Origin of the sequence: Streptomyces griseiscabiei (assembly GCF_020010925.1) — a bacterium.
Taxonomy (GTDB): Bacteria; Actinomycetota; Actinomycetes; order Streptomycetales; family Streptomycetaceae; genus Streptomyces; species Streptomyces griseiscabiei.
In genome coordinates this window covers 1510209-1533324 of the sequence record NZ_JAGJBZ010000002.1, presented here as the reverse complement: position 1 = coordinate 1533324, position 23116 = coordinate 1510209, and the positions used below count along the sequence as shown (strand labels likewise).

18 protein-coding genes are annotated in these 23116 nt (G+C 71.5%); 17 read left to right on the top strand and 1 reads right to left on the bottom strand.

Annotated elements, in window-relative coordinates; genetic code table 11:
- Window positions 1-206 precede the first annotated feature (206 nt).
- A complete protein-coding gene (locus J8M51_RS24175; RefSeq protein WP_179202844.1) occupies window positions 207-1340 on the bottom strand; it encodes a YihY/virulence factor BrkB family protein in 1134 nt (377 codons plus the stop codon).
- Between the two features lie 582 nt (window positions 1341-1922).
- Here J8M51_RS24175 and J8M51_RS24170 point away from each other — a divergent pair.
- From J8M51_RS24170 to J8M51_RS24095, 17 genes are all read left to right on the top strand, one after another.
- Entirely contained in the window at window positions 1923-4433 is a 2511-nt protein-coding gene (locus J8M51_RS24170) for a Pls/PosA family non-ribosomal peptide synthetase (protein ID WP_179202843.1), read from the top strand.
- A 14-nt stretch (window positions 4434-4447) separates the two neighbouring features.
- Window positions 4448-6961, top strand: coding sequence for an amino acid adenylation domain-containing protein (locus tag J8M51_RS24165; protein ID WP_398856762.1), 2514 nt, complete (start codon window positions 4448-4450; stop codon window positions 6959-6961).
- A complete protein-coding gene (locus J8M51_RS24160) occupies window positions 6958-8040 on the top strand; it encodes a TauD/TfdA family dioxygenase (RefSeq protein ID WP_086751480.1) in 1083 nt (360 codons plus the stop codon). Before J8M51_RS24165 ends, J8M51_RS24160 begins: the two co-directional genes overlap by 4 nt.
- On the top strand, window positions 8037-9080 hold the full coding sequence (sbnB, locus tag J8M51_RS24155) for a 2,3-diaminopropionate biosynthesis protein SbnB (protein ID WP_086751478.1): 1044 nt from the start codon (window positions 8037-8039) through the stop codon (window positions 9078-9080). The genes J8M51_RS24160 and sbnB overlap by 4 nt, the downstream gene beginning before the upstream one ends.
- Window positions 9081-9127: 47 nt before the next feature.
- Window positions 9128-10138, top strand: a complete 1011-nt coding sequence (gene sbnA, locus J8M51_RS24150; RefSeq protein ID WP_086751476.1) for a 2,3-diaminopropionate biosynthesis protein SbnA — start codon at window positions 9128-9130, stop codon at window positions 10136-10138.
- Window positions 10139-10219: 81 nt separating this feature from the next.
- Complete coding sequence (locus J8M51_RS24145; protein WP_086751474.1) at window positions 10220-11917, top strand: acyl-CoA dehydrogenase family protein; 1698 nt, start codon at window positions 10220-10222, stop codon at window positions 11915-11917.
- 371 nt (window positions 11918-12288) lie between these two features.
- Entirely contained in the window at window positions 12289-13617 is a 1329-nt protein-coding gene (locus J8M51_RS24140; RefSeq protein ID WP_216869892.1) for a helix-turn-helix domain-containing protein, read from the top strand.
- 222 nt (window positions 13618-13839) lie between these two features.
- The gene (locus tag J8M51_RS24135; protein ID WP_086751470.1) at window positions 13840-15246 is read left to right on the top strand and encodes a hypothetical protein; all 1407 of its coding nucleotides are present in this window, start codon (window positions 13840-13842) and stop codon (window positions 15244-15246) included.
- Between the two features lie 69 nt (window positions 15247-15315).
- A complete protein-coding gene (locus J8M51_RS24130) occupies window positions 15316-15897 on the top strand; it encodes a GNAT family N-acetyltransferase (protein WP_086751468.1) in 582 nt (193 codons plus the stop codon).
- Between the two features lie 92 nt (window positions 15898-15989).
- The gene (locus J8M51_RS46140) at window positions 15990-16073 is read left to right on the top strand and encodes a putative leader peptide (protein ID WP_309474722.1); all 84 of its coding nucleotides are present in this window, start codon (window positions 15990-15992) and stop codon (window positions 16071-16073) included.
- A 170-nt stretch (window positions 16074-16243) separates the two neighbouring features.
- Window positions 16244-17935, top strand: coding sequence for a nitrite/sulfite reductase (locus tag J8M51_RS24125; protein WP_086751466.1), 1692 nt, complete (start codon window positions 16244-16246; stop codon window positions 17933-17935).
- Window positions 17932-18111, top strand: coding sequence for a hypothetical protein (locus tag J8M51_RS24120; RefSeq protein ID WP_086751464.1), 180 nt, complete (start codon window positions 17932-17934; stop codon window positions 18109-18111). The genes J8M51_RS24125 and J8M51_RS24120 overlap by 4 nt, the downstream gene beginning before the upstream one ends.
- Window positions 18108-18887 carry a phosphoadenylyl-sulfate reductase gene (locus J8M51_RS24115; RefSeq protein ID WP_256963996.1) on the top strand — a complete coding sequence of 260 codons (780 nt, stop codon included), beginning with the start codon at window positions 18108-18110 and terminating at the stop codon, window positions 18885-18887. Before J8M51_RS24120 ends, J8M51_RS24115 begins: the two co-directional genes overlap by 4 nt.
- Before the next feature lie 26 nt (window positions 18888-18913).
- Window positions 18914-19480 (top strand): adenylyl-sulfate kinase, encoded by a 567-nt coding sequence (cysC, locus tag J8M51_RS24110; protein ID WP_086751489.1) that lies wholly within the window; start codon window positions 18914-18916, stop codon window positions 19478-19480.
- Window positions 19477-20415: a sulfate adenylyltransferase subunit CysD gene (cysD, locus tag J8M51_RS24105; protein WP_086751463.1), complete on the top strand. Its 939-nt coding sequence runs from the start codon at window positions 19477-19479 to the stop codon at window positions 20413-20415. The genes cysC and cysD overlap by 4 nt, the downstream gene beginning before the upstream one ends.
- Before the next feature lie 2 nt (window positions 20416-20417).
- Complete coding sequence (locus tag J8M51_RS24100) at window positions 20418-21746, top strand: sulfate adenylyltransferase subunit 1 (RefSeq protein WP_086751461.1); 1329 nt, start codon at window positions 20418-20420, stop codon at window positions 21744-21746.
- Between the two features lie 219 nt (window positions 21747-21965).
- Window positions 21966-23078, top strand: coding sequence for an aliphatic sulfonate ABC transporter substrate-binding protein (locus J8M51_RS24095; protein WP_086751456.1), 1113 nt, complete (start codon window positions 21966-21968; stop codon window positions 23076-23078).
- Window positions 23079-23116 lie beyond the last annotated feature (38 nt).

Genomic DNA, 23116 nt, shown 5'->3' with positions numbered 1-23116 from the left:
CTTGGGTTGCCCGGCGGCTGACACGGCACCGCCCGCCCGCGCACCCGAAAAGCCCGGGGATGCCCGGCGGCCGACAAGACACCGCCCGCCCGCGCACCCGAAAAGCCCGGGGATGCCCGGCGGCCGACAAGACACCGCCCGCCCGTGCCCCCGAAAAGCCCGGCGTCGCCCGGCGGCCGACAAGCCGGCCCCTACCCCGGCCGGGGCTACTCCTCGCCCTTCTTCACCGGTGAGCGGAACCTCGATGTCACGTCCTCCGGGGGGAGGAAGCGGGACCAGCGTTCGGGGAACTCGGAGGGCATGTCGGGGTCTTCGGGGTCGTGGGAGCGGGCGGCGGCGGCGCGGGCGACGTACTCGGCGGCCTGCTCCTCGCGGAGGCGCTCGTTGGCGGCGCGGGCGGCGGCCGTGGCGGCGGCGGGCCAGACGCGGTCGATCGCGGCGTTGACGGCGGCGCCGACCAGCACCGCGAAGGCGCTGACGCCGATCCACAGGAGGACGGCGACGGCGGCGGCCAGGGAGCCGTAGATGGTCGCGCCCTCGACGGTGTTGGTGAGGTAGATACGGAGCAGGAAGCTGCCCAGGACCCACATGCCGAGGGCGACGAGCGCGCCGGGGACGTCCTCGACCCACGGGGAGCGGACCGGTACTGACACGTGGTAGAGCGTGGTCAGGAAGACGATGGACAGGACGATCACGACCGGCCAGTAGAGGACCTGGACGACCGTCGCCGACCACGGGACGATCCGGACCACGGCGTCGGGTCCGGCGACCATCAGCGGCAGGGCGATCGAGCCGATCAGCAGGGCCACGAGGAAGAGCAGGAACGCCATCAGCCGGGTCTTGACGATGCCCCGGACGCCGTCGAGGCCGTACATGACGGTGATGGTGTCGATGAAGACGTTCACCGCGCGGGAGCCGGACCACAGGGCGAACAGGAAGCCTATGGAGATGACGTCGGGGCGACCGCCCTTCATCACGTCGTCCAGGATGGGCTGCGCGATCTGGGCGACGCCCTTGTCGGACAGGACGGTGCGCGAGGCCTCCAGGAGGTTGAGCTCCAGGCTGGCGATGGTGTCGGCGCCGGTCCAGTCGTCGACGTAGCCGAGCAGGCCGATCATGCTGAGCAGCAGCGGCGGCACGGAGAGCAGCGTGAAGAACGCCGCCTCGGCCGCGAGGCCCAGGATGCGGTACTCGATGCAGGAGTTGACGGTGTCCTTGAGGAGCAGCCAGGCGGTCCTGCGCTTGGAGACGTCCCGGTAGAGGGCGCGGGCGCGGTGGAGACGCCCGTGGGGGCTCTCGGACGTCCCGGACGGCGGGGGTGACTGACTTGCTGGCTGCACGCCCTAAAGGTATCCGGCTGCGCGTGCCGCCCTCACCTCCCGGTGCCGTCGGCGGTGACAGGGCCCGCGTGCGGCGCACGCCTCCCTCCGGTCGCGTCACGGGGCGGCAAACGAAGGGAAACCCAGCAGAAACCGAAGACATCAAAGATGATTCCGAATCGCCTTTTCTGTCATGGACGTGCTGGCCGAATCATTGAGGGGCCGGAAGCGGAACCTCCGGGCGCTTTTGTACCGTCTTTTTGGAAAGTTCCCCGCTGAAGCACGGGACGGCCACAGGTCCGACACATCGGAAGAGATCCGACAAGGGGCGGGAAAGCGTCAATTAACCGACCCTGCTTGACCTGTTCCCGAATGTACCGAAAGAATCCGGATTGCATTCCGCTGCGCCCCTCAGGACAAGCTGCCGGCGCAGCGCACACCGGGGGATTCGTCCAGGCTCCGACCAGGCCTGATCAATTCCGCCACACATGTCACCGCTTTCCCTTCCCGCAACTCCCCTCCCCCCTCCTTCTGTCATTCCGCGCGCCGTCCCGTTCACCCCCGGGCGCCTTCCATCGCAATATCTGTCGCGGAGAAATTCAAATGACATTGCCAGCGCCACGACCCGTGGTGGAAATACCGGGCGAGGTCCAGGGGGCCGAGCCGGACGCGGCGGAATCGTACACCGCCATGGAGCGACTCCTCGCCGAAGTCCTGGCCGGCGTCGCACGCGTCGAACACGTGCCCGCAGAAAGCCATTTCTTCGACGACCTCGGTGCCAACTCGCTGACGATGGCGCATTTCTGTGCCCGTGTCAGGAAGCACCCCGACCTGCCGTCGGTGTCCATCCGGGACGTCTACGGCCACCCGACGATCCGCGCTCTCGCCACCGCACTGTCCGAGGCACCGGCCCCGCCCGCCGCCCCACCGGCACCCGCCGAGCCCGTGCCCCCGGGCAGCACCGTCCGCTACACCCTGTGCGGGGCGCTGCAGTTGCTCCTCTTCGCCGGCTACTGCCTGCTCGCCACCACCGGTTACGTCCAGGGGTACGCGTGGGTCGCGGACGCCCCGGGGCTGGTCGAGATCTATCTGCGCTCGGCCGTCTTCGGCGCGCTCGGCTTCCTCGCGCTGTGCGCCCTGCCGGTCGCCGCCAAGTGGCTGCTGGTCGGGCGGTGGAAGCCCGTGGAGTTCCCCGTGTGGGGCCCGGCGTACCTCCGGTTCTGGACCGTCAAGGCGCTGCTGCACACCAGCCCGATGACACTGTTCGTCGGCAACCCGCTGTACGTGCTGTACCTGCGGGCCCTCGGCGCCCGCATCGGACCGGGCGTCACCATCCTCAGCCGTACCGTCCCGGTCTGCACCGATCTGCTGACGATCGGCGCGGGCACGGTGATCCGCAAGGACTGCTCCTTCCTCTGCTACCGGGCGCGCGCCGGACGCATCCGCACCGGCCCGGTCACCCTCGGCCGGGACGTGTTCGTCGGCGAGCACACCGTCCTCGACATCGGCACCGCCATGGGCGACGGCTCCCAGCTCGGCCACTCCTCCGCGCTGCGCGCCGACGAGTCGGTCCCGGCCGGACAGCGCCGGCACGGCTCACCGGCCCGGCCCACGGACGTGGACCACATCCGGGTCCCCGCGCGCCCGTGCGGCACGCTCCGGCGGACCGGCTACGGGCTCGCCGCCCTGCTCCAGACGCTCCTGCTGTACGTACCGCTGGCCGTCGGCGGCGCCTATCTGCTGCTCACCGCCGCACCCGAGCTGGACACCCTGCTCGACCCCGCGTCGCGGCACACCTCCTCGGCGCGCTTCTACGCCGAGGCGCTGGCCCTGTCGCTCGCGCTGTTCACCGGGTCGATCGTCGTCGGAGCCGTCACCGTGTTCGCCGTACCCCGGCTGCTGCGCCCGCTGGTGAAGCCCGACCGCGTATATCCGCTGTACGGCCTCGCCTACTCGGCGCACCGCGCGATCACCCGGCTGACCAACCTCCGGTTCTTCACGTGGCTGTGCGGCGACAGCTCGTACATCGTCCCCTACCTCAAGGCCCTCGGGTACGACCTGTCCCGCGTCGACCAGACCGGGTCCAACTTCGGCACGGCGATGCAGCACGAGACGCCGTACCTGGTGAAGGTCGGCAGCGGCACGATGGTCGCGGACGGGCTGTCGGTCATGAACGCCGACTACTCGGGCACGTCGTTCCGGGTGTCCCGGACGGCGATCGGCGGGCACAACTTCCTGGGCAACCTGATCGCCTACCCGGTCGGCGGCCGGACCGGCGAGAACTGTCTGCTGGCCACCAAGGTGCTGGTCCCGCTGGACGGCGAGATCCGTGAGGGGGTCGGGCTGCTCGGCTCGCCGCCCTTCGAGATCCCCCGCTCGGTGGAGCGCGACAGCCGCTTCGACCATCTGCGCGAGGGCGACGAGCTGCGCCGCCGGCTCGCCGCGAAGAACCGCTTCAACCTGCGCTCGATGGGACTGTTCCTGTTCCTGCGCTGGCTGCACACCTTCGTCCTCACCGTGCTGGGCTTCACCGCCTACGACCTGTACGGGCACGGCGACGGCTTCGCCGGACTGCTGGCGCTCGCCGCGCTGCCCCTGGCGGCGCTGCTGTCCACCGTCCTGTACTACGCGCTGGTGGAGCGGACCCTGACCCGCTTCCGCCCGCTGCGACCCCGGCTCTGCTCCATCTACGACCCCGTCTTCTGGCGGCAGGAGCGGCTGTGGAAGCTGCCGGACAAACATCTGGAGGTGCTCAACGGCACCCCCTACAAGAGCCTCGTCTGGCGGCTGCTGGGGGTGCGGATCGGGCGTCGGGTCTTCGACGACGGGGCGTTCATCACCGAGCGGACCCTGACGGCCGTCGGGGACGACTGCACACTCGCGGCCGGCAGCAAGATCCAGGCGCATTCGCAGGAGGACGGCACCTTCAAGTCCGACCACGTCACGATCGGCGCCGGCGGCACGCTGGAGGTCCAGGCGTTCGTCCACTACGGCGTGGTGCTGGGCGAGGGGGCCGTGCTCGCGCCGGACTCCTTCCTGATGAAGGGCGAGGAAGTGCCGCCGCACGCCCGCTGGGGCGGAAACCCGGCGACGGAGAACACCGGATCACGGTGAATCGGGGGAAGAACATGGAACGGATCGATCGAATGGACCCGTCGGGCGCGGACGACGCCACCCGCAGGTACTGGCACGGGGTGCTCACCGCCGGGGGGCTGACCGCGATACCGCGGTGGAGCAGCGACCCGGTGAAGGGGATCGCCTCCTATGAACTGGCCCTGCCCGAGGGGCTGTTGACCGGTTCGGACGGTACGGCCGCGCTGCTCGCCGCGCACGCCGGGGTGCTCGCCGCGCTGTCGGGCGAGAGCGAGGTCGTCACGGGCTGGCTGGAGGACGGCCGGCTGCTGCCCTGCCGGCTCGCCGTCGGGCCCGGCGACACCTGGCGGGACCTGCTGAGGCACACCCACCGGGCCGCCGCCGAGCTGCTGAGGCACGCCGCGTTCCCGGTGACCGCCCTGCGGCACGAACTCGGCCTCGCCGAGGCGCCGTTCGAGACCGTGCTCGACACCGGCGGAGGTGACGGCGACCTCGACGAGGACACGGTCCTGCGGGTGGGACTGGTGCACCGCGACGAGGGTCCGGCGCTGCGGCTGCGTTATCGCACGGAGGTGCTCGACGAGGGCGGGGCCGCCCGGATCGCCGGGTACCACGTCACCGCGCTCACCCTGCTCGCCACCGAGCCGGACGCCGGGTACGCAGGGCGGAGCCTGGTGGGCGAGGACGAACTCCGGTTCCAGCTCGACGGGTTGGCCGGGCCGCACCGCGAACTGCCCGACCGGCGGGTGCACGAGCTGTTCGAGCAGCGGGTGGTGGCCCACCCGGACGCCGTCGCCGCCGTCCACGGCGACCGGCGCTGGACCTTCCGCGAACTCAACTCCCGTGCCAATCAGCTCAGTCGGGCCCTGCTCGTCCGGGGCCTCGGCCACGAGGGCGTCGTCGCGGTGGTCACCGAACGCAACCTCGACTGGATGGCGGCCGTCCTCGCGGTGTTCAAGGCGGGCGGCGTCTATCTGCCCGTCGAGCCGCACTTCCCCGCCGAGCGCGTCGCCCGCACGCTCGCCCGCGCCGGCTGCGAGCTGGTGCTCACCGAGCGGGGCAGCACCACCACCCTGGACGAGGCCCTGGCCACGCTGCCCGGGACCCAGCGGCTGCTGGTGGAGGACGCGTACGACGAGGCCCACCCGGACTCCGACCTGGGCCTGGAGATCGGGCCGGACCGGCTGGCGTACATCTACTTCACCTCCGGCTCCACGGGCGAGCCCAAGGGCGCGATGTGCGAGCACGCCGGGATGCTCAACCATCTGCACGCCAAGCTCGACGACCTGGACATCGGCGAGGGGGACGTGGTCGCGCAGACCGCGCCCCAGTGCTTCGACATCTCGCTGTGGCAGCTGCTGGCCGCGCCGCTGGTGGGTGGCCGGACACTGCTGGTCGAGCAGGAGGTGATCCTCGACGTCGGGCGGTTCGTCGACCGGATCGCCGAGGGCCGGGCCAACGTGGTCCAGGTCGTGCCGTCGTACCTCGAAGCGGTCCTCGCCCAGCTGGAGCGGCACCCCCGGGAACTGCCCGCGCTGCGCCGGGTGTCGGTCACCGGGGAGGCGCTGAAGAAGGAGTTGGCGGAGCGCTGGTTCGCCACCGGGCCGGGCGCACCGCTGGTCAACGCGTACGGGCTGACCGAGACCTCGGACGACACCAACCACGAGGTGATGGACCGGGCGCCGGAGGGCGGCAGGGTGCCGCTGGGGCGTCCCGTCCGCAACGTCCGGGTGTATGTCGTCGACGAGCACCTCTCCCTCGTACCGCTGGGCGCGCCGGGGGAGATCGTCTTCTCCGGGGTGTGCGTCGGGCGGGGGTACGTCAACGACCCCGAGCGCACCGCGCGGGCGTTCACCACCGACCCGTACCGGCCCGGCGAGCGGCTCTACCGCAGCGGCGACCACGGGCGCTGGCGGCCCGACGGCAAGCTGGAGTTCCTCGGCCGCAAGGACACCCAGGTCAAGGTGCGGGGCTTCCGTGTCGAGATCGGTGAGGTGGAGAACGCGCTGCTCAAGGTGGCGGGTGTGCGGGACGGCGCGGTGGTGGTGGCCGGGGGCACGCGTCTGGTGGCCTTCCACTCGGGCGGGCCGCTCGCGGCCGAGGAGCTGCGGGACCGGCTGGCGGCGTCGCTGCCGGCGTACATGGTGCCGTCGGTGTTCCACCGTCGCGAGAGCCTGCCGCTGACCGCCAACGGCAAGGTCGACCGGCGGGCGCTGGCCGCGCTCGCGGAGCGGCTGGAGGCGGGCGAAGGCGAGCCGGTGGAGCCGCCGGCCACCCCGACCGAGCGGCGGCTGGCCGCCGTGTGGGCCGAGGTGCTCGGGGTGGAGCGGGCCCGGATCGGCCGGTACGACCACTTCTTCGACCGGGGCGGGACCTCGCTGTCGGCGGTGAAGCTGGCGATCGCCCTGGAGCGGGCGGTGTCCCCCAGGGACGTCAACGGACATCCGGTCCTGGCCGAACTGGCCGCACTGATCGACACGAGGGCCGGGGCGGTCGCCCGGGCCGGGACACCGGGCTCCGCCGCCGGGGCCGTGGGGAGGACGTCATGAGCTTTCTGAGCCGCCGCCGCGCCGCACGCCATCGGAAGGAGAAGGAGACCGTGACGGCGACGCCGTCCTCGACTCCCCTGCCGTTGCCGGGGATCGAGACCGCGCCCGGCAGGCCGCCCCTGCTCACCGTCTCCGCCGCCGAGCCCGCCGCCCACTGGGCGGCCACGCACCGGGACGCGCTGCGGGCCGCCGTCACCGAGCACGGTTCGGTGCTGGTCCGGGGCCTCGGGCCGCGGGACGCGGCCGAAGTCGGCGCGGTCTTCCGGGGGTTGGCCGGCACGCTGATGACCGAGCGCGAGGCCTTCGCGCCCCGGCGGGCGTACGCCGACGGTGTGTATTCCTCGACCGCCTGGCCGTCCAACCAGCCGATGTGCATGCACCACGAGTCGAGCTACACGCTGGAGTTCCCCGGCCTGCTGCTCTTCGCCTGTCTGGAGGCGCCCGGACAGGGCGGGGCGACCGGGATCGCGGACGCTGAGGCCGTACTGGCGGCGCTGCCACGGGAGGTGAGCGAGCGGTTCGAGCGGGACGGCTGGCTGCTCACCCGCTCGTACAACGACGAGATCGGCGCGTCGGTCGCCGAGGCGTTCGGCACCGACGACCGGACCGTCGTCGAGGCGTACTGCCGGGCGCACGCCGTCGAGTTCGACTGGCGGCCCGACGGGTCCCTGCACACCCGGCAGCGGCGGCCCGCCGTGCTCCGGCATCCGGTGACCGGCCGACGCTGCTGGTTCAACCAGATCGCGTTCCTCAACGAATGGACCATGGACGCCGAGGTCCGCGAGTACCTGGTGGACCTGTACGGGCCCGACGGGCTGCCCTTCAACACCCGTCACGGCGACGGCGATCCGATCGGCGCCGATGTCGTCGAGACCGTCAACCAGGTCTACGAGGCGCACACCGTCCGCACACCGTGGCGGCCGGGCGACCTGCTGCTCGTGGACAACATCCGCTGTGCCCACAGCCGGGAGCCCTTCGAGGGGCCGCGCGAGGTGCTGGTGGGCCTGGCCGACCCGGTACGGCCGGCCGAGCACTCCCCGCAGAACTCCGACACGAAGGACGAGGTGAGCTTCGCATGACCGAGGTTCCGGGTTTCGCCGTGATCTCCGGCGCCCAGGTGGGGCAGGCCCTGCGGGGCCGGGAACGGGAGATCGTCGAACTGGTCGAGTCCGCCTACCTGCTGCACGGGAACGGGGACACCGGCGACACGGTCAACCCGCCGTCGTACTTCCTGCGCTTCCCCGACCGTCCGTCCTCGCGGATCATCGCGCTGCCCGCCTCGCTGGGCGGGAAGTACCAGGTGGACGGCTTGAAGTGGGTCTCCAGTTTCCCGGAGAACACGGCGGGCGGGCTGCCGCGCGCCTCCGCCGTGCTGATCCTCAACGACCACGCGACCGGGTATCCGTTCGCGTGCCTGGAGGCCTCCATCATCAGCGCCACACGGACCGCCGCGTCGGCGGCGCTGGCCGCCGACCGGCTGAGCGGGGCGCGCCGGGGGGTGCCGCGTCCGACGCGGGTCGGCTTCCTCGGGACGGGCCTGATCGCCCGGTACATCCACACCTTCCTCGTGGCGACCGGCTTCGTGTTCGAGGAGGTGGGGGTGCACGACCTGTCCGCGGACAGCGCGGCCGGGTTCCAGGGGTATCTGGAGCGGTCCGGGGCGGACGGGCGGGTGACCGTGTACGACAGCGCCGAGGACGTGATCCGGGCGAGCGACCTGGTGGTCTTCGCGACGATCGCGGGCGAGCCGCACATCCATGAGCCCAAGTGGTTCGCCCACCACCCGCTGGTGCTGCACGTGTCGCTGCGCGATCTCGCGCCCGAGGTGCTGCTCGCGTCGGCGAACTTCGTCGACGACGTCGAGCACTGCCTCAAGGCGAACACGTCGCCGCATCTGGCCGAACAGCTCACCGGAGCGCGGGACTTCCTCGACGGAACGCTCCATGACGTGCTCACCGGCCGGGCGACCGTGCCGGCGGACCGTCCGGTGATCTTCTCGCCCTTCGGCCTCGGGGTCCTCGACCTCGCGGTCGGCGGCCGTGTCCACGACGAAGTGGCCCGCTCCGGCGGACTGCGGGTCGTGGACGACTTCTTCCACGAGCTGCGCCGCCACGGCTGACGGCCGGGCGCAGCCAGTACGAACAGTGCACAACCAGGGGGGCAGCGGTGCCAGTCATATCCGTTCCCACGGACTTCAACGAGGAGGAGCTGTACGTCGATCTGCGTCAGGTCGTCGGACACAGGCTCTTCCTGAAGTGCGAGGGGTTCAACTTCGCCGGCTCGATCAAGCTCAAGGCCGCGTCCGAGATGGTGCGGGCCGCCGAACGGGAGGGGCGTCTGCGGCCGGGCGCGACACTTGTCGAGTCGTCGTCCGGCAATCTGGGCGTCGCGCTGAGCATGATCGCGGCGAGCCGGGGCTATCGGTTCCTGTGTGTGACCGATTCCCGGTGCAATCCGCAGACCCGGCGCGTGATCGAGGCGCTGGGCAGCCGGGTGCACGTCATCTCCGAGCCGGACCCGCACGGCGGCTTTCTGGGGGCGCGGATCTCGTACGTCCGCGCGCTGTGCGCCACCGACCCGGCGTACGTGTGGCTCGACCAGTACACCAACGAGGCGAACTGGCAGGCGCACTACCGCACCACCGCGCCCGCCGTCGCCCGGCAGTTCCCGCGCCTCGACGTGCTGTTCGTGGGCGTCGGCACCTCCGGGACGCTGATGGGGTGCGCCCAGTGGTTCTGGGAGCGGCGGCGCCGGGTGCGGATCGTCGCCGTGGACAGTGTCGGCTCGGTGGCGTTCGGCGGGGCGCCGGGCCGCCGGATGATCCCGGGGCTCGGCACCAGCGTGACCCCGGCGCTCCTCGACGCGTCCTATGTCGACGACGTCGTCCGGGTGGAGGAGATCGACACCGTACGGGCCTGTCACCGCATGGCCCGGCGCGGCTTCCTCTTCGGGGGCTCCACCGGCACGGTCGTCAGCGGCGCGGGCGAATGGCTGGCCCGCAACGGCACGCCCGACACCACGGCGGTGGCGATCTCCCCGGACCTCGGGGAGCGCTACCTCGACACCGTCTACCGGCCGGGCTGGCCGCTGGAGCAGTACGGGGAGGCCGTCCTCGATCCGGAGGAGGAGTTCGGCACGGGCGAGGTGGGGACGGGAGAGCTGGCGGCGCCCGTCTGAGGCGGAGCGTGGTCCGGCGCCGGATCAGCCCGGTTCAGCGGGGTCCGGCGCCGGGGCGCGACCGGCGGGTAGGTTCCCTGCATGGCAGCCAGCACCCATGAAGTGACCAATCAGCCCCCGCCTCTGGTGGACTACGACGTGTTCACCGCCGACCAGGTGCTGACCGAGGCGGTCGAGCGGCATCTGGCGCCGGAGATCCTGGCCGAGGCGCGGGACGACCTGGCGGGGTTCGGGCGTACGGCGGGCTCCGCGCAGGTGCAGGAGTGGGGGCGGCTGGCCAACGAGAACCCGCCGAAGCTGCGGGCGTACGACCGGTACGGGAACCGGGTGGACGAGGTCGAGTTCCATCCTTCCTGGCACCGGCTGCTCGGCAAGGGCGTGTCGGCCGGGCTGACGGCGGCCTGGACGCGGCCCGGCGGGCATGTGCGGCGGGCGGCGGCCTTCGTCGTCTGGACCCAGGTCGAGGCCGGCAACGGCTGCCCGCTGTCCATGACCCACGCGGCGGTGCCCGCGCTGCGCACGGACCCGGCGCTGGCCGCCGAGTGGGAGCCCCGGCTGACGTCGCCGCTCTACGACTGGGACATGCGGCCCGCCGACCGCAAGGCCGGGGTCCTCTTCGGGATGGGCATGACCGAGAAGCAGGGCGGCAGCGACGTCCGCGCCAACACCACCGCCGCGCGACGGCTGGCGGAGGACGGGACGTACGAGCTGACGGGCCACAAGTGGTTCTGCTCGGCGCCGATGTCGGACGGATTCCTGGTGCTGGCACGGGCGTCGGGCGGGCTGACGTGCTTCCTCGTCCCCCGGGTGCTGCCGGACGGGGCGCGGAACGTGTTCCGCATCCAGCGGCTGAAGGAGAAGCTGGGCAACCGGTCGAACGCCTCCGCCGAGGTCGAGTTCGACGGGACGTGGGCGCGCCGGGTCGGGGACGAGGGCGCCGGGGTGCGCACGATCATCGGGATGGTGGCGGCCACCCGGCTGGACTGCGCGCTGGGCGCGGCCTCGCTGATGCGGCAGGCGGTGGCGCAGGCGGTGCATCACTGCGCGTACCGGGAGGCGTTCGGCGGGCCGCTGATCGACAAGCCGCTGATGCGCAATGTCCTGGCCGATCTCGCGCTGGAGTCGGAGGCGGCGACGACGCTGGCGATGCGGGTGGCGGCGGCCTACGACAGCGTGGACGCGGGCGAGGCGGGTGGGGCGGGCACGGCCGGCGAGGCGGGCACGGCCGGCCGGGCGGCTTACGAGAACGAACGCTCGTTTCTGCGGCTCGCGGTGCCGATCGCCAAGTACTGGATCACCAAGCGCTGCGCCCCGCTCGTGGTCGAGGCCTCCGAGTGCCTCGGCGGCAACGGCTATGTCGAGGAGTCCGGCATGCCCCGTCTGCTGCGCGAGTCACCGCTCAACTCCATCTGGGAGGGCGCCGGAAACGTCCAGGCGCTCGATGTGCTGCGGGCCCTGCGACGCGAACCGGGGGCCCTGGACGCCTACTTGCGGGAGGTGGGCCGGGCGCGCGGCGCCGATCACCGGCTCGACGGCGCAATCAAGGACCTGCTGACCGAACTGGCCGATCTGGACGGCATCGAGGCCCGCGCACGCCGGCTCGCGGAGCGGCTCGCCCTCGTCCTCCAGGGAGCGCTCCTCGTGCGGTACGCGCCCCCCGCGGTCGCCGACGCGTTCTGCGCCTCCCGGCTGGGCGGCGACCGGGGCTCGGCCTTCGGCACCCTGCCGCACACCCTGGATCTGGCGTCGATCGCGGAACGGGCGCGTCCGGTGGCTTGAACCCGCGCCCCCCGGGACACCTCCCGCGTCCGCGGGCGTCCTCTTTCGAGTGGTGCGACCCGGGCCGGTACGACGCGGGGGTGGTGCTGCGCCGACACGGCACCACCCCCGCTCTCCGGCCCCTTCGAGCGGAGCGCGTACGCCGCAGCGGGCGACGTTGAACAAGTTTCAAGGAGCATGGGGCGGTACGCCAGGGTTGCAGGGGGTTGCAACTCATCTGCGCTCTGTGGCCGGAGTGTGTCCCTCCGTGGCCGAAGAGCGGCAGACTATGAAACCCGCAGTCAACGCCGTCGCGCAGATCCGGACTTCCACGGCCACCAGGGGCCGGGGCGGACCGGACCGCCGGGGAGGAACGAGTGCCGCAGTCGCCGATGGAAGTCTCGCGGCTCACCGCCACGGACGCCGCCCGAGCGGCCCGGGTCCTCGGCGAGGTCCGCGCCTCCACCCTCGACGGCCGGCCCTCGAAACCCGCCCCGCGCCCGGCGATCCGGGAGTCCTGGGGCCGTATGGCGCACAGCGGTGTCGACCCCGACCACGACTTCCGGTCCGACCTCCTCGGCCGTGACGAGGTGGAGCGCCGCCGCCGGACCTCGCGGCTGCGCCATGTCCTGCCGGTGCTGCGCGAGGGACTGCTCTCCCTCGCGGACACCACGCAGCACATCATGATGGTCGCGGACGCCGACGCCCGGGTGCTGTGGCGGGAGGGCAGTACGGCGGTGCTCCGCAAGGCCGACGGGCACGGTCTCGGGATCGGCGCGGACTGGCGCGAGGAGACCGTCGGCACCAACGGCGTCGGCACCCCCCTCGTCTCCCGCCGTGCCGTCCAGGTGTTCTCCGCCGAGCACTTCGTGCGGGCCCTGCACCCCTGGACGTGCACGGGCGCCCCCGTCACCGACCCGCGCGACGGCCGGCTGCTCGGCGCGGTCGACATCAGCGGCCCCCTGGAGACCCTGCACCCCTCCACCCTCGCCCTGGTCGACTCCGTCGCCAAGCTCGCCCAGGCCCGGCTGCGGGAACTGCATCTCGCCTCGCTGGAGGAACTGCGGGCGGTGGCGGCCCCGGTGCTGGCCCGGCTCGGCGGCCGCGCGGTCGCCGTCGACCGGGACGGCTGGACGGCCGCGGTCACCGGCATGCCGTACACCAGCCGGGTCGCCCTGCCCAAGTCCCTCTCCCCCGGCCGCTGCTGGCTGCCCGCGCTCGGCCTGTGCAGTATCGAACCGCTGCCCGCGGGCTGGCTGATACGCCCCACCGCGGAGCCCGTACCCGCCCCGACCGCCACGCACATCACCCTCGACGTCTCCCACCCGCGCCGGTGGACGGTCACCGTGGCCGGCTGCGCGGGCTCGTGGACCCATGAACTGACGCCCCGCCACGCCGAACTGCTGTACCTGCTGGCCCTCCACCGCGCCGGCCGCAGCGCGTCCGCGCTCGCCGACGACATGTTCGGCGATCCCGCCCGGACCGTCACCGTCCGCGCCGAGATGTCCCGCGTACGCCGCTATCTCGGCGCCTTCCTCGACCACCGCCCGTACCGCTTCACCGAGCGGGCCGACGTCGAAGTCCTGCTGCCCGAGACGCCGTTGGACCTGCTGCCGCACTCGGTGGCACCGGGGGTGGTGCGGACCCGGGGCGTGGCGCCGGGCGGCCCGTCCTGGGCGGAGCGGTCACCGGGGCACGCGAGAGCCGAGCCGAACCCTTGAGCCCCTGTCAAACATCCGTCACCCCTCGGACGCGTCCGGGCGCCCCCTTCCCGGTGAACGGATCATGGCCTCCGGGTGAGGGATCTCCCTGTATTTCCCGGGACCTCGGCGTGACACGTGTCCCACTGCCGTAGCATCGCAGCCAGGCCGCCCCACCTGCCTCGCCGTCAAGATCTTGTTCACGGTTGGCAGTTGGCCGATGCCACCCCGGAGGTTGGTTCTATGAAGCACCGCGGCAGACATCGTCGACGCAGAAGGGGACGTGCGCTGCGCGCGTCCCTGGCGGGAACCGCGCTGGCCCTCACGGCGGCGGCCACCCTGATCAGCACCTCCCAGGCGGCGGGCGGCCGGACACCGGGCGCGCTCACCCAGCTCACCTCGGCCGGTGAGCTGCGCCCGCTCCAGCTCCGGGAGACCCTGACCGACCGCACCGCGCTGGGTGCCCTGGCCGACGCGACGGGCGGCCCGGTCGGTGTCGACGAGGTGCTGGGCAGCGCGAACCACGCGATGCGGGGCGAGGGCGACTGCTTCGACTCCGAGCGGGAGAACCTGCCCGTGGAGCCGGTGGCCTCAAGGGCGTACTGCTGGGAGCCGGGCGACGCGGTCAACGACCGGTGGATCCCCCGCTCGGTCACCACCTCCCGGGACAACCAGGTCGTCGCGGCCGGCTGGACCCACAGCGGGGTCGAGAGGAAACCTCTCGACAACAGCGACGACAGCAGCGGCAGCGGCAGCGGCGCGGACGACGCCGGGCTCGCCCGGGTCGCGTTCGTCGACGCCCGCGACCCGGCGGACCTCCGCTACCGCTGGGTCCTGCTGGTCGTCCCGACCGCCGACGCCCGGGGCTTCGAGGGATTGCGGTCCCGGCTGGGCGGCATGGCCTGGTACGAGGACAAGCTGATCGTCACCGCGCGGGGCCCGCAGAGCCGCGGCCAGCAGGACGACTCCGTATACGTGTTCGACCTGGCCCGCTTCCTCCGGGCCGATGTGACCGACAGCGACGCGATCGGCCGGGCCGGCGACGGCTGGTCGGCCCACCGCTACCGGTACGCGCTGCCCGCGGTCGCCGCGTACAGCCCGGCGGCGGGCGGCGGCTGCAACACCCGGGACGACGACGGGGTGCCCTGTCTCGGCTCGCTCTCCCTGGACCGGACGTCGACGCCTCCCACGGTCGTCGCGAGCGAGCGGCTCCGGCCGGGCCGCGAGGAGCCTGCCCGGGTCTGGCGCTACGCCCTCGACATCACCGCCGACCGCACCGGGCTGCTCACCACCACCGGGCGCCGGAGCGCCGCCGTGGCCACCGAGGCGTACAGGACCAAGGCCTCCGGGGTCCGGGGCGTCCTCGCCCACCGAGAGGGCTGGTACGTCGAGCAGGACGCCGAGAAGCGCGAGGGGCACGGCACCCTCTGGCGGCAGGACGGGGAAGGCGCCGACGCCGCCAAGTGCACGGACGGCGAGTCCGGCGAGTCCTCGGGCACGGCCCTGGAGTCGTACGACTGCTGGGGCCGGCACAGCTCCTCCCTCTCCTACTCACCGGAGACCGGCGAGCTGTGGACCCTGACCGACCCCATCCCGGAGCGCGTGCTGTACGCGGTGAAGCTGTCCGACGTCGACAGCTCGCTGAACTAGGCGGGTCCGGCCGCGAGGCTGCCCGGCCCGCCCTTGGAGGCGGGCCGGGGACCGTGATTCCCTGGGCCCATGAGCAGCAGCCCCGTCACCACCTGGTCCCTGGAGCAGACCTCGCCCAGCGATCTGCTTCCCGCCGCCGCGCCCGAGGGCGACGACGTCCGTATCGTGCGCGCCGAGGTCCCCTCCCCCGAGTTCAGCCGCTTCCTGTACGCCTCCGTCGGCGGCGACATCCGCTGGATCGACCGGCTGTCGTGGCCGTACGAGCGGTGGCAGGAGCACCTGGGCCGGCCGGGTGTGGAGACCTGGGTGGCCTACGACCGGGGGACCCCGGCCGGATATGTGGAGCTGGAGCCGCAGGACGACGGGGTCGTGGAGATCGTGTACTTCGGGCTGATCCCGGCGTTCCGCGGGCGGCGCGTCGGCGGACATCTGCTGTCGTACGGGACGGCACGGGCCTGGGACCTCGCCGGGCGGTGGCCGGAGCTGCCGCCGACCAAGCGGGTCTGGCTGCACACCTGCACCCGGGACGGCGAGCACGCCATGGCGAACTACCAGCGGCGGGGCTTCAAGCTCTTCGACACCAAGGTGACGGAGGAGGCCGACGCCCCGGCGCCGGGGCCCTGGCCCGGCGCGACCGTTCCCACACCATGACCCACATCACATCGTCTCGGCATGCGAGACATCCCTGTCCGGAATGTGGATGACGGTGGACTCGGTCTAAAGAGCCGTGACACGCTTCCGTCATGTCTGGAACTGGAATTGCCTTGGTGAGTCGACGCCACGTCGACCTCGGCCGCATGTCCAGCGCCATCTGTCCGGTGAGCTGACGCCCCTGCCGCGAGGGGTTGGACGACCCCGGGCACTAGCGCCGCACCCTCCTCTGTTTCAGCCCGCGCAACGACGCGCAGGCGCCGCACACGCTGCCCGCGTGTGCCCGCATGCGCGCGCAAGCGCAGGTCAGAGCCGCCTCCCCGCCTTTCCCGAAGGACATACACCCATGGCCGCCACCCCGCAGAACCCCGCCACGCCCCGCCGCAAGGTGAGCCGTCACCGTGGCGAGGGTCAGTGGGCCGCGGGACACTTCACCCCGCTGAACGGCAACGAGCAGTTCAAGAAGGACGACGACGGTCTCAATGTGCGGACACGCATTGAGACGATCTACTCCAAGCGTGGCTTCGACTCGATCGACCCCAACGACCTGCGCGGCCGGATGCGCTGGTGGGGGCTGTACACCCAGCGCAAGCCCGGGATCGACGGCGGCAAGACCGCGATCCTGGAGCCGGAGGAGCTGGACGACAAGTACTTCATGCTGCGGGTCCGCATCGACGGCGGTCGCCTCACCACCCAGCAGCTGCGGGTGATCGGCGAGATCTCGCAGGAGTTCGCGCGCGGCACGGCCGACATCACCGACCGGCAGAACGTCCAGTACCACTGGATCCGCGTCGAGGACGTCCCCGAGATCTGGGAGCGGCTGGAGGCCGTCGGCCTGTCCACCACCGAGGCCTGCGGTGACACCCCGCGTGTGATCATCGGCTCGCCGGTCGCGGGGATCGCCGCCGACGAGATCATCGACGGCACGCCCGCGATGGAGGAGATCGGCCGCCGGATCATCGGCAACCCGGACTTCTCGAACCTCCCCCGCAAGTTCAAGTCCGCGATCTCCGGCTCGCCGCTGCTGGACGTGGCGCACGAGATCAACGACATCGCCTTCGTCGGTGTCCGCCACCCCGAGCACGGCCCCGGCTTCGACCTCTGGGTCGGCGGCGGTCTCTCCACCAACCCCAAGATCGGGCAGCGGCTCGGCGCCTGGGTGCCGCTGGACGAGGTCGCGGACGTCTACGAGGGCGTCATCTCGATCTTCCGTGACTACGGCTACCGTCGGCTGCGCACCCGCGCCCGGCTGAAGTTCCTGCTCGCCGACTGGGGCACGGAGAAGTTCCGCCAGGTCCTGGAGGACGAGTACCTCAAGCGGAAGCTGATCGACGGACCGGCCCCCGACCAGCCGGTGGCCCGCTGGCGCGACCACGTGGGTGTCCACCAGCAGAACGACGGCCGGTACTACGTCGGGTTCGCCCCGCGTGTCGGCCGGGTCGACGGCACCACCCTGACGAAGATCGCCGACCTCGCCGAGGCGCACGGCTCCGGCCGGGTCCGGACCACCGTCGAGCAGAAGATGATCGTGCTCGACGTGACCGAGGAGCAGGTCGACTCACTCGTCTCGGGCCTGGAGGCGCTGGACCTCACGGTCAACCCGTCGCCGTTCCGGCGCGGCACCATGGCCTGCACCGGCATCGAGTACTGCAAGCTCGCCATCGTCGAGACGAAGGCCCGCGGCTCCCAGCTGATCGACGAACTGGAGCGCCGCATCCCGGAGTTCGACGAGCCGCTCACCATCAACATCAACGGCTGCCCGAACGCCTGCGCGCGTATCCAGGTGGCGGACATCGGTCTCAAGGGCCAGCTCATGCTCAACGACCAGGGCGAGCAGGTCGAGGGCTACCAGGTGCACCTGGGCGGCGCGCTCGGACTGGAGGCCGGTTTCGGCCGCAAGGTCCGCGGTCTCAAGGTCACCTCCGAGGAACTCCCCGACTACGTCGAGCGCGTGCTCAAGCGCTTCCAGGACGAGCGCGAGGACGGCGAGCGCTTCGCCGCCTGGGTGACGCGTGCCTCCGAGGAGGCCCTGTCATGAGCGAACGAGCCGCCCCTTTCTACTGCCCCTACTGCGGTGACGAGGACCTGCGCCCCAACGAGACGGGACACGGCGCGTGGGAATGCGGAGCCTGCAATCGAGCCTTCCAGTTGAAGTTCCTCGGGTTGTTGTCCCGAGGGCTTGAGCGAGCCGACAGCGGAGGGGATCACATATGACTGCCGTTCAGACGGACTCGGACTCCGATACATCCTCGTCCACGGCCGCGTCCGGTTCCTCGACGGACGCGGACGGACCGGACGCGGCGAAGCGCGCCGAACTGAAGGCGCTCGCCGAGCAGGCCGGCCGTGATCTGGAGGACGCCTCGGCGCTGGAGATCCTTCAGTGGGCCGTGGACACCTTCGGCAAGCGCTTCTGCGTGACCTCCTCCATGGAGGACGCGGTCGTCGCGCACCTCGCCTCCCGGGCCAGGCCCGGTGTGGACGTCGTCTTCCTCGACACCGGCTACCACTTCCCGGAGACCATCGGCACCCGGGACGCCGTCGAGGCCGTGATGGACGTCAACGTCCTCACGATCACCCCGCGGCAGACGGTCGCCGAGCAGGACGCCGAGTACGGGCCGAAGCTGCACGACCGCGACCCCGACCTCTGCTGCTTCCTGCGCAAGGTCAAGCCGCTGGAGGAGGGCCTGACCAGGTTCGACGCCTGGGCGACGGGCCTGCGCCGCGACGAGTCCCCGACCCGGGCGAACACCCCGGTCGTCGGCTGGGACGACAAGCGCGGCAAGATCAAGGTCTCCCCGATAGCGCGCTGGACGCAGGACGACGTGGACGCCTACGTCGCCGAGCACGGTGTGCTCACCAACCCCCTGCTGATGGACGGCTACGCCTCCGTGGGCTGCGCCCCCTGCACCCGCCGGGTCGCCCCGGGCGAGGACGCGCGGGCCGGCCGCTGGGCCGGGAACGCCAAGACCGAGTGCGGGTTGCACCTGTGACCGCGAAGAACGACGCCCCCGTTCCTGTGAAGAACCAGGAGAACCACGTGACGACCGGAGCCACCGGAGCCACCGTCTGGCTCACGGGTCTGCCGAGTGCCGGCAAGACCACCATCGCCTACGAACTCGCGGGCCGGCTGCGCGAGGACGGCCACCTCGTGGAGGTCCTCGACGGCGACGAGATCCGCGAGTTCCTCACCGCGGACCTGGGCTTCAGCCGCGCCGACCGGCACACCAACGTGCAGCGCATCGGCTTCCTCGCCGACCTCCTCGCCCGTAACGGCGTCAAGGCGCTCGTCCCGGTCATCGCGCCCTACGCCGACAGCCGCGAGGCGGTCCGGGGGCGTCACTCGGCGAGCGGCGCCGCGTATGTCGAGGTGCATGTGGCCACGCCGGTCGAGGTCTGCTCCGTACGTGATGTGAAGGGCCTGTACGCCAAGCAGGCGGCCGGTGAGATCTCCGGCCTGACCGGGGTCGACGACCCCTACGAGGCGCCCGAGACCCCGGATCTGCGCATCGAGTCGCAGGACCAGACGGTCCAGGAGTCCGCGGCACTGGTCCACAAGCTGCTCATCGAGAGGGGTCTGGCATGACGACGACCGTCGCGGCCGTCTCCGGCGAGACCGCCACCCCGTACACCCTGTCCCATCTGGACGCCCTGGAGTCCGAGGCCGTCCACATCTTCCGTGAGGTGGCGGGGGAGTTCGAGCGGCCGGTGATCCTGTTCTCCGGCGGCAAGGACTCCATCGTCATGCTCCACCTGGCGCTGAAGGCCTTCGCCCCGGCGACGATCCCCTTCACCCTCCTGCACGTGGACACCGGGCACAACTTCCCCGAGGTCCTGGAGTACCGCGACCGCACGGTCGCCCGGCACAACCTGCGGCTGCATGTCGCCTCCGTCCAGGACTACATCGACCGGGGGGTGCTGAAGGAGCGTCCCGACGGCACCCGCAACCCGCTGCAGACCGTGCCGCTGACCGAGAAGATCCAGGCGGAGAAGTTCGACGCCGTCTTCGGCGGCGGGCGCCGCGACGAGGAGAAGGCGCGCGCCAAGGAGCGGGTGTTCTCGCTCCGCGACGAGTTCTCCCAGTGGGACCCGCGGCGCCAGCGCCCGGAACTGTGGAACCTGTACAACGGCCGGCACGCTCCCGGTGAGCACGTCCGCGTGTTCCCGCTCTCCAACTGGACCGAGCTGGACGTGTGGCAGTACATCGCCCGCGAGGGCATCGAACTGCCGGAGATCTACTTCGCGCACGAGCGTGAGGTGTTCCAGCGGGCCGGGATGTGGCTGACCGCCGGTGAGTGGGGCGGCCCCAAGGACGGCGAGAACGTGGAGAAGCGCCTCGTGCGCTACCGCACCGTGGGCGACATGTCCTGCACGGGTGCCGTCGACTCCGACGCGACCACGCTGGACGCCGTGATCACCGAGATCGCCGCCTCCCGGCTCACCGAGCGGGGCGCGACCCGCGCCGACGACAAGATGTCCGAGGCCGCGATGGAAGACCGTAAGCGCGAGGGGTACTTCTAGGCATGACCACGACCACGGAACTCACCGAGACGACCCTGCTGCGGTTCGCCACCGCCGGTTCGGTCGACGACGGCAAGTCCACCCTCGTCGGGCGGCTGCTGCACGACTCCAAGTCGGTCCTCACCGACCAGCTGGAGGCCGTGGAGCGCGCCTCGGCGAGCCGTGGCCAGGAGGGGCCCGACCTCGCACTGCTCACCGACGGCCTGCGGGCCGAGCGCGAGCAGGGCATCACCATCGACGTGGCCTACCGCTACTTCGCCACCGCCAAGCGCCGGTTCATCCTCGCCGACACCCCCGGCCATGTGCAGTACACCCGCAACATGGTCACCGGCGCCTCCACCGCCGAGCTGACGGTGATCCTGGTCGACGCCCGCAACGGGGTCGTCGAGCAGACCCGCCGGCACGCCGCGATCGCCGCGCTGCTGCGCGTCCCGCATGTGGTGCTGGCCGTCAACAAGATGGACCTCGTCGCCTACGAGGAGCGGGTCTTCGCCGCGATCGCCGAGGAGTTCACGGCGTACGCGTCCGAGCTGGGCGTCCCGGAGATCACCTCCATCCCGATCTCGGCGCTCGCCGGCGACAACGTGGTGGAGCCCTCCGCCAACATGGACTGGTACGGCGGCCCGACCTTCCTGGAGCACCTGGAGTCGGTCCCGGTCAGCCACGACCTGGCGCACTGCCACGCCCGGCTGCCCGTGCAGTACGTGATCCGTCCGCAGACCGCCGAGCACCCGGACTACCGGGGGTACGCGGGCCAGATCGCGGCCGGTACGTTCCGGGTCGGCGACGCGGTGACGGTCCTGCCCTCCGGCCGTGCCACGAAGGTCACGGGTATCGACCTCCTCGGCGAGCCGGTCGACTCGGCCCACACCCCGCAGTCGGTCACCCTCCTGCTGGAGGACGACATCGACATCTCGCGCGGCGATCTCCTCGTCCCCAGCAAGGACGCGCCCGCGACGACGCAGGACATCGAGGCGACCGTCTGCCATGTGGCCGACCAGCCGCTGACGGTGGGCCACCGGGTGCTGCTCAAGCACGGCACCCGCACGGTCAAGGCGATCGTCAAGGACATCCCGTCCCGGCTGACCCTCGACGACCTCTCCCTGCACCCGCACCCGGGACAGCTCGTCGCCAACGACATCGGCCGGGTGAAGGTCCGTACGGCGGAGGCGCTGCCCGTCGACTCCTACGCCGACTCCCGGCGCACCGGCTCCTTCATCCTGATCGACCCCTCCGACGGCACCACACTGACCGCCGGCATGGTCGGCGAGTCGTTCGCCTCCCCCGAGCCCGTCAAGGACGAGGCCGAGGACGACGGGTGGGACTTCTGACATGAACCTTGTGGACCACTACGCGACGTTCGCGAAGGAGGGCGGCCGGGTCGGCAGCGGCGCCCTCGGCAGCGGGCAGGGCGGGGTCGCGCGATGTGTGCGATGACGTACGCGCACCGCTTGCGCGCCCTCACCCCCCACCGCCGTAGACGAAAACCCGACCTCCCGGCCACGACCTGAGAGACCGTGACCGCCGGGCCTCCGAGAGGAACACCTCCCGTGCCTGCACTTCGCCGCTCCGCCGCTTTCCGGCGCACCTTCGCCGCCGTCGCCGCGCTGCCTCTCCTCACCCTCGCCGCCTGCGGTTACGGTTCCCAGTCGACCGAGGCCAAGACCGACAAGGTCGCCGCCGGGGCCAAGAAGATCGACGGTGTCGACACCGTCAACATCGGCTACTTCGGCAACCTCACCCACGCCACCGCCCTGGTCGGCATCCAGAAGGGCTTCTTCCAGAAGGAGCTGGGCGGTACTAAGGCGAAGTACACGACCTTCAACGCCGGCCCCTCCGAGATCGAGGCCCTCAACGGCGGCTCCATCGACATCGGCTGGATCGGCCCCTCCCCGGCGATCAACGGCTACACCAAGGCGGACGGCGCCAACCTGCGCATCATCGGCGGCTCGGCCTCCGGCGGTGTGAAGCTCGTCGTCAACCCGGACAAGATCAAGTCCCTGAAGGACGTCAAGGGCAAGAAGATCGCCACCCCTCAGCTCGGCAACACCCAGGACGTGGCGTTCCTCAACTGGATCGCGGAGCAGGGCTGGAAGGTCGACGCGAACACCGGCAAGGGCGATGTGTCCGTGGTCCGCACGGAGAACTCCGTCGCCCCGGACGCCTACAAGTCCGGTGCCATCGACGGCGCCTGGGTGCCGGAGCCGACCGCGTCCAAGCTGGTCGCCGAGGGCGCGAAGGTGCTGCTGGACGAGGCCGACCTGTGGCCGGACAAGAAGTTCGTGATCACGAACATCATCGTGCGCCAGGAGTTCCTGAAGGAGCACCCGGACGTCGTCGAGGCCGTGCTGCGCGGCTCGGTCAAGACCAACGCGTACATCGGCTCCGACCCGGACGGGGCGAAGGCCGCGGCCAACGCCCAGCTCAAGGCCGACTCCGGCAAGGAGCTGCCGGCCGAGGTGCTCGACCCGGCGTGGAAGTCCATCCAGTTCATCAACGACCCGCTGGCCTCCACCCTGCAGACCGAGGCGGACCACGCGGTCAAGGCCGGTCTGCTGGAGGACCCGAAGCTCGACGGCATCTACGACCTGTCGCTGCTCAACAAGGTCCTCAAGGCCGAGGGCGACGACGAGGTCGACGACGCCGGTCTCGGCGTCAAGTAACCGCCCACCGCGCAGTCCGCTGAGTTCCCAGGAGGTGA

What these genes read in the sequence shown, in the direction of transcription:
- J8M51_RS24170 (WP_179202843.1), top strand. Translation starts at nt 1,923, where the DNA reads ATGACATTGCCAGCGCCACGACCCGTGGTGGAAATACCGGGCGAGGTC.
- J8M51_RS24165 (WP_398856762.1), top strand. Translation starts at nt 4,448, where the DNA reads ATGGAACGGATCGATCGAATGGACCCGTCGGGCGCGGACGACGCCACC.
- J8M51_RS24160 (WP_086751480.1), top strand. Translation starts at nt 6,958, where the DNA reads ATGAGCTTTCTGAGCCGCCGCCGCGCCGCACGCCATCGGAAGGAGAAG.
- sbnB (WP_086751478.1), top strand. Translation starts at nt 8,037, where the DNA reads ATGACCGAGGTTCCGGGTTTCGCCGTGATCTCCGGCGCCCAGGTGGGG.
- J8M51_RS24145 (WP_086751474.1), top strand. Translation starts at nt 10,220, where the DNA reads ATGGCAGCCAGCACCCATGAAGTGACCAATCAGCCCCCGCCTCTGGTG.
- J8M51_RS24140 (WP_216869892.1), top strand. Translation starts at nt 12,289, where the DNA reads ATGGAAGTCTCGCGGCTCACCGCCACGGACGCCGCCCGAGCGGCCCGG.
- J8M51_RS24135 (WP_086751470.1), top strand. Translation starts at nt 13,840, where the DNA reads ATGAAGCACCGCGGCAGACATCGTCGACGCAGAAGGGGACGTGCGCTG.
- J8M51_RS24130 (WP_086751468.1), top strand. Translation starts at nt 15,316, where the DNA reads ATGAGCAGCAGCCCCGTCACCACCTGGTCCCTGGAGCAGACCTCGCCC.
- J8M51_RS46140 (WP_309474722.1), top strand. Translation starts at nt 15,990, where the DNA reads ATGTCTGGAACTGGAATTGCCTTGGTGAGTCGACGCCACGTCGACCTC.
- J8M51_RS24125 (WP_086751466.1), top strand. Translation starts at nt 16,244, where the DNA reads ATGGCCGCCACCCCGCAGAACCCCGCCACGCCCCGCCGCAAGGTGAGC.
- J8M51_RS24120 (WP_086751464.1), top strand. Translation starts at nt 17,932, where the DNA reads ATGAGCGAACGAGCCGCCCCTTTCTACTGCCCCTACTGCGGTGACGAG.
- J8M51_RS24115 (WP_256963996.1), top strand. Translation starts at nt 18,108, where the DNA reads ATGACTGCCGTTCAGACGGACTCGGACTCCGATACATCCTCGTCCACG.
- cysD (WP_086751463.1), top strand. Translation starts at nt 19,477, where the DNA reads ATGACGACGACCGTCGCGGCCGTCTCCGGCGAGACCGCCACCCCGTAC.
- J8M51_RS24100 (WP_086751461.1), top strand. Translation starts at nt 20,418, where the DNA reads ATGACCACGACCACGGAACTCACCGAGACGACCCTGCTGCGGTTCGCC.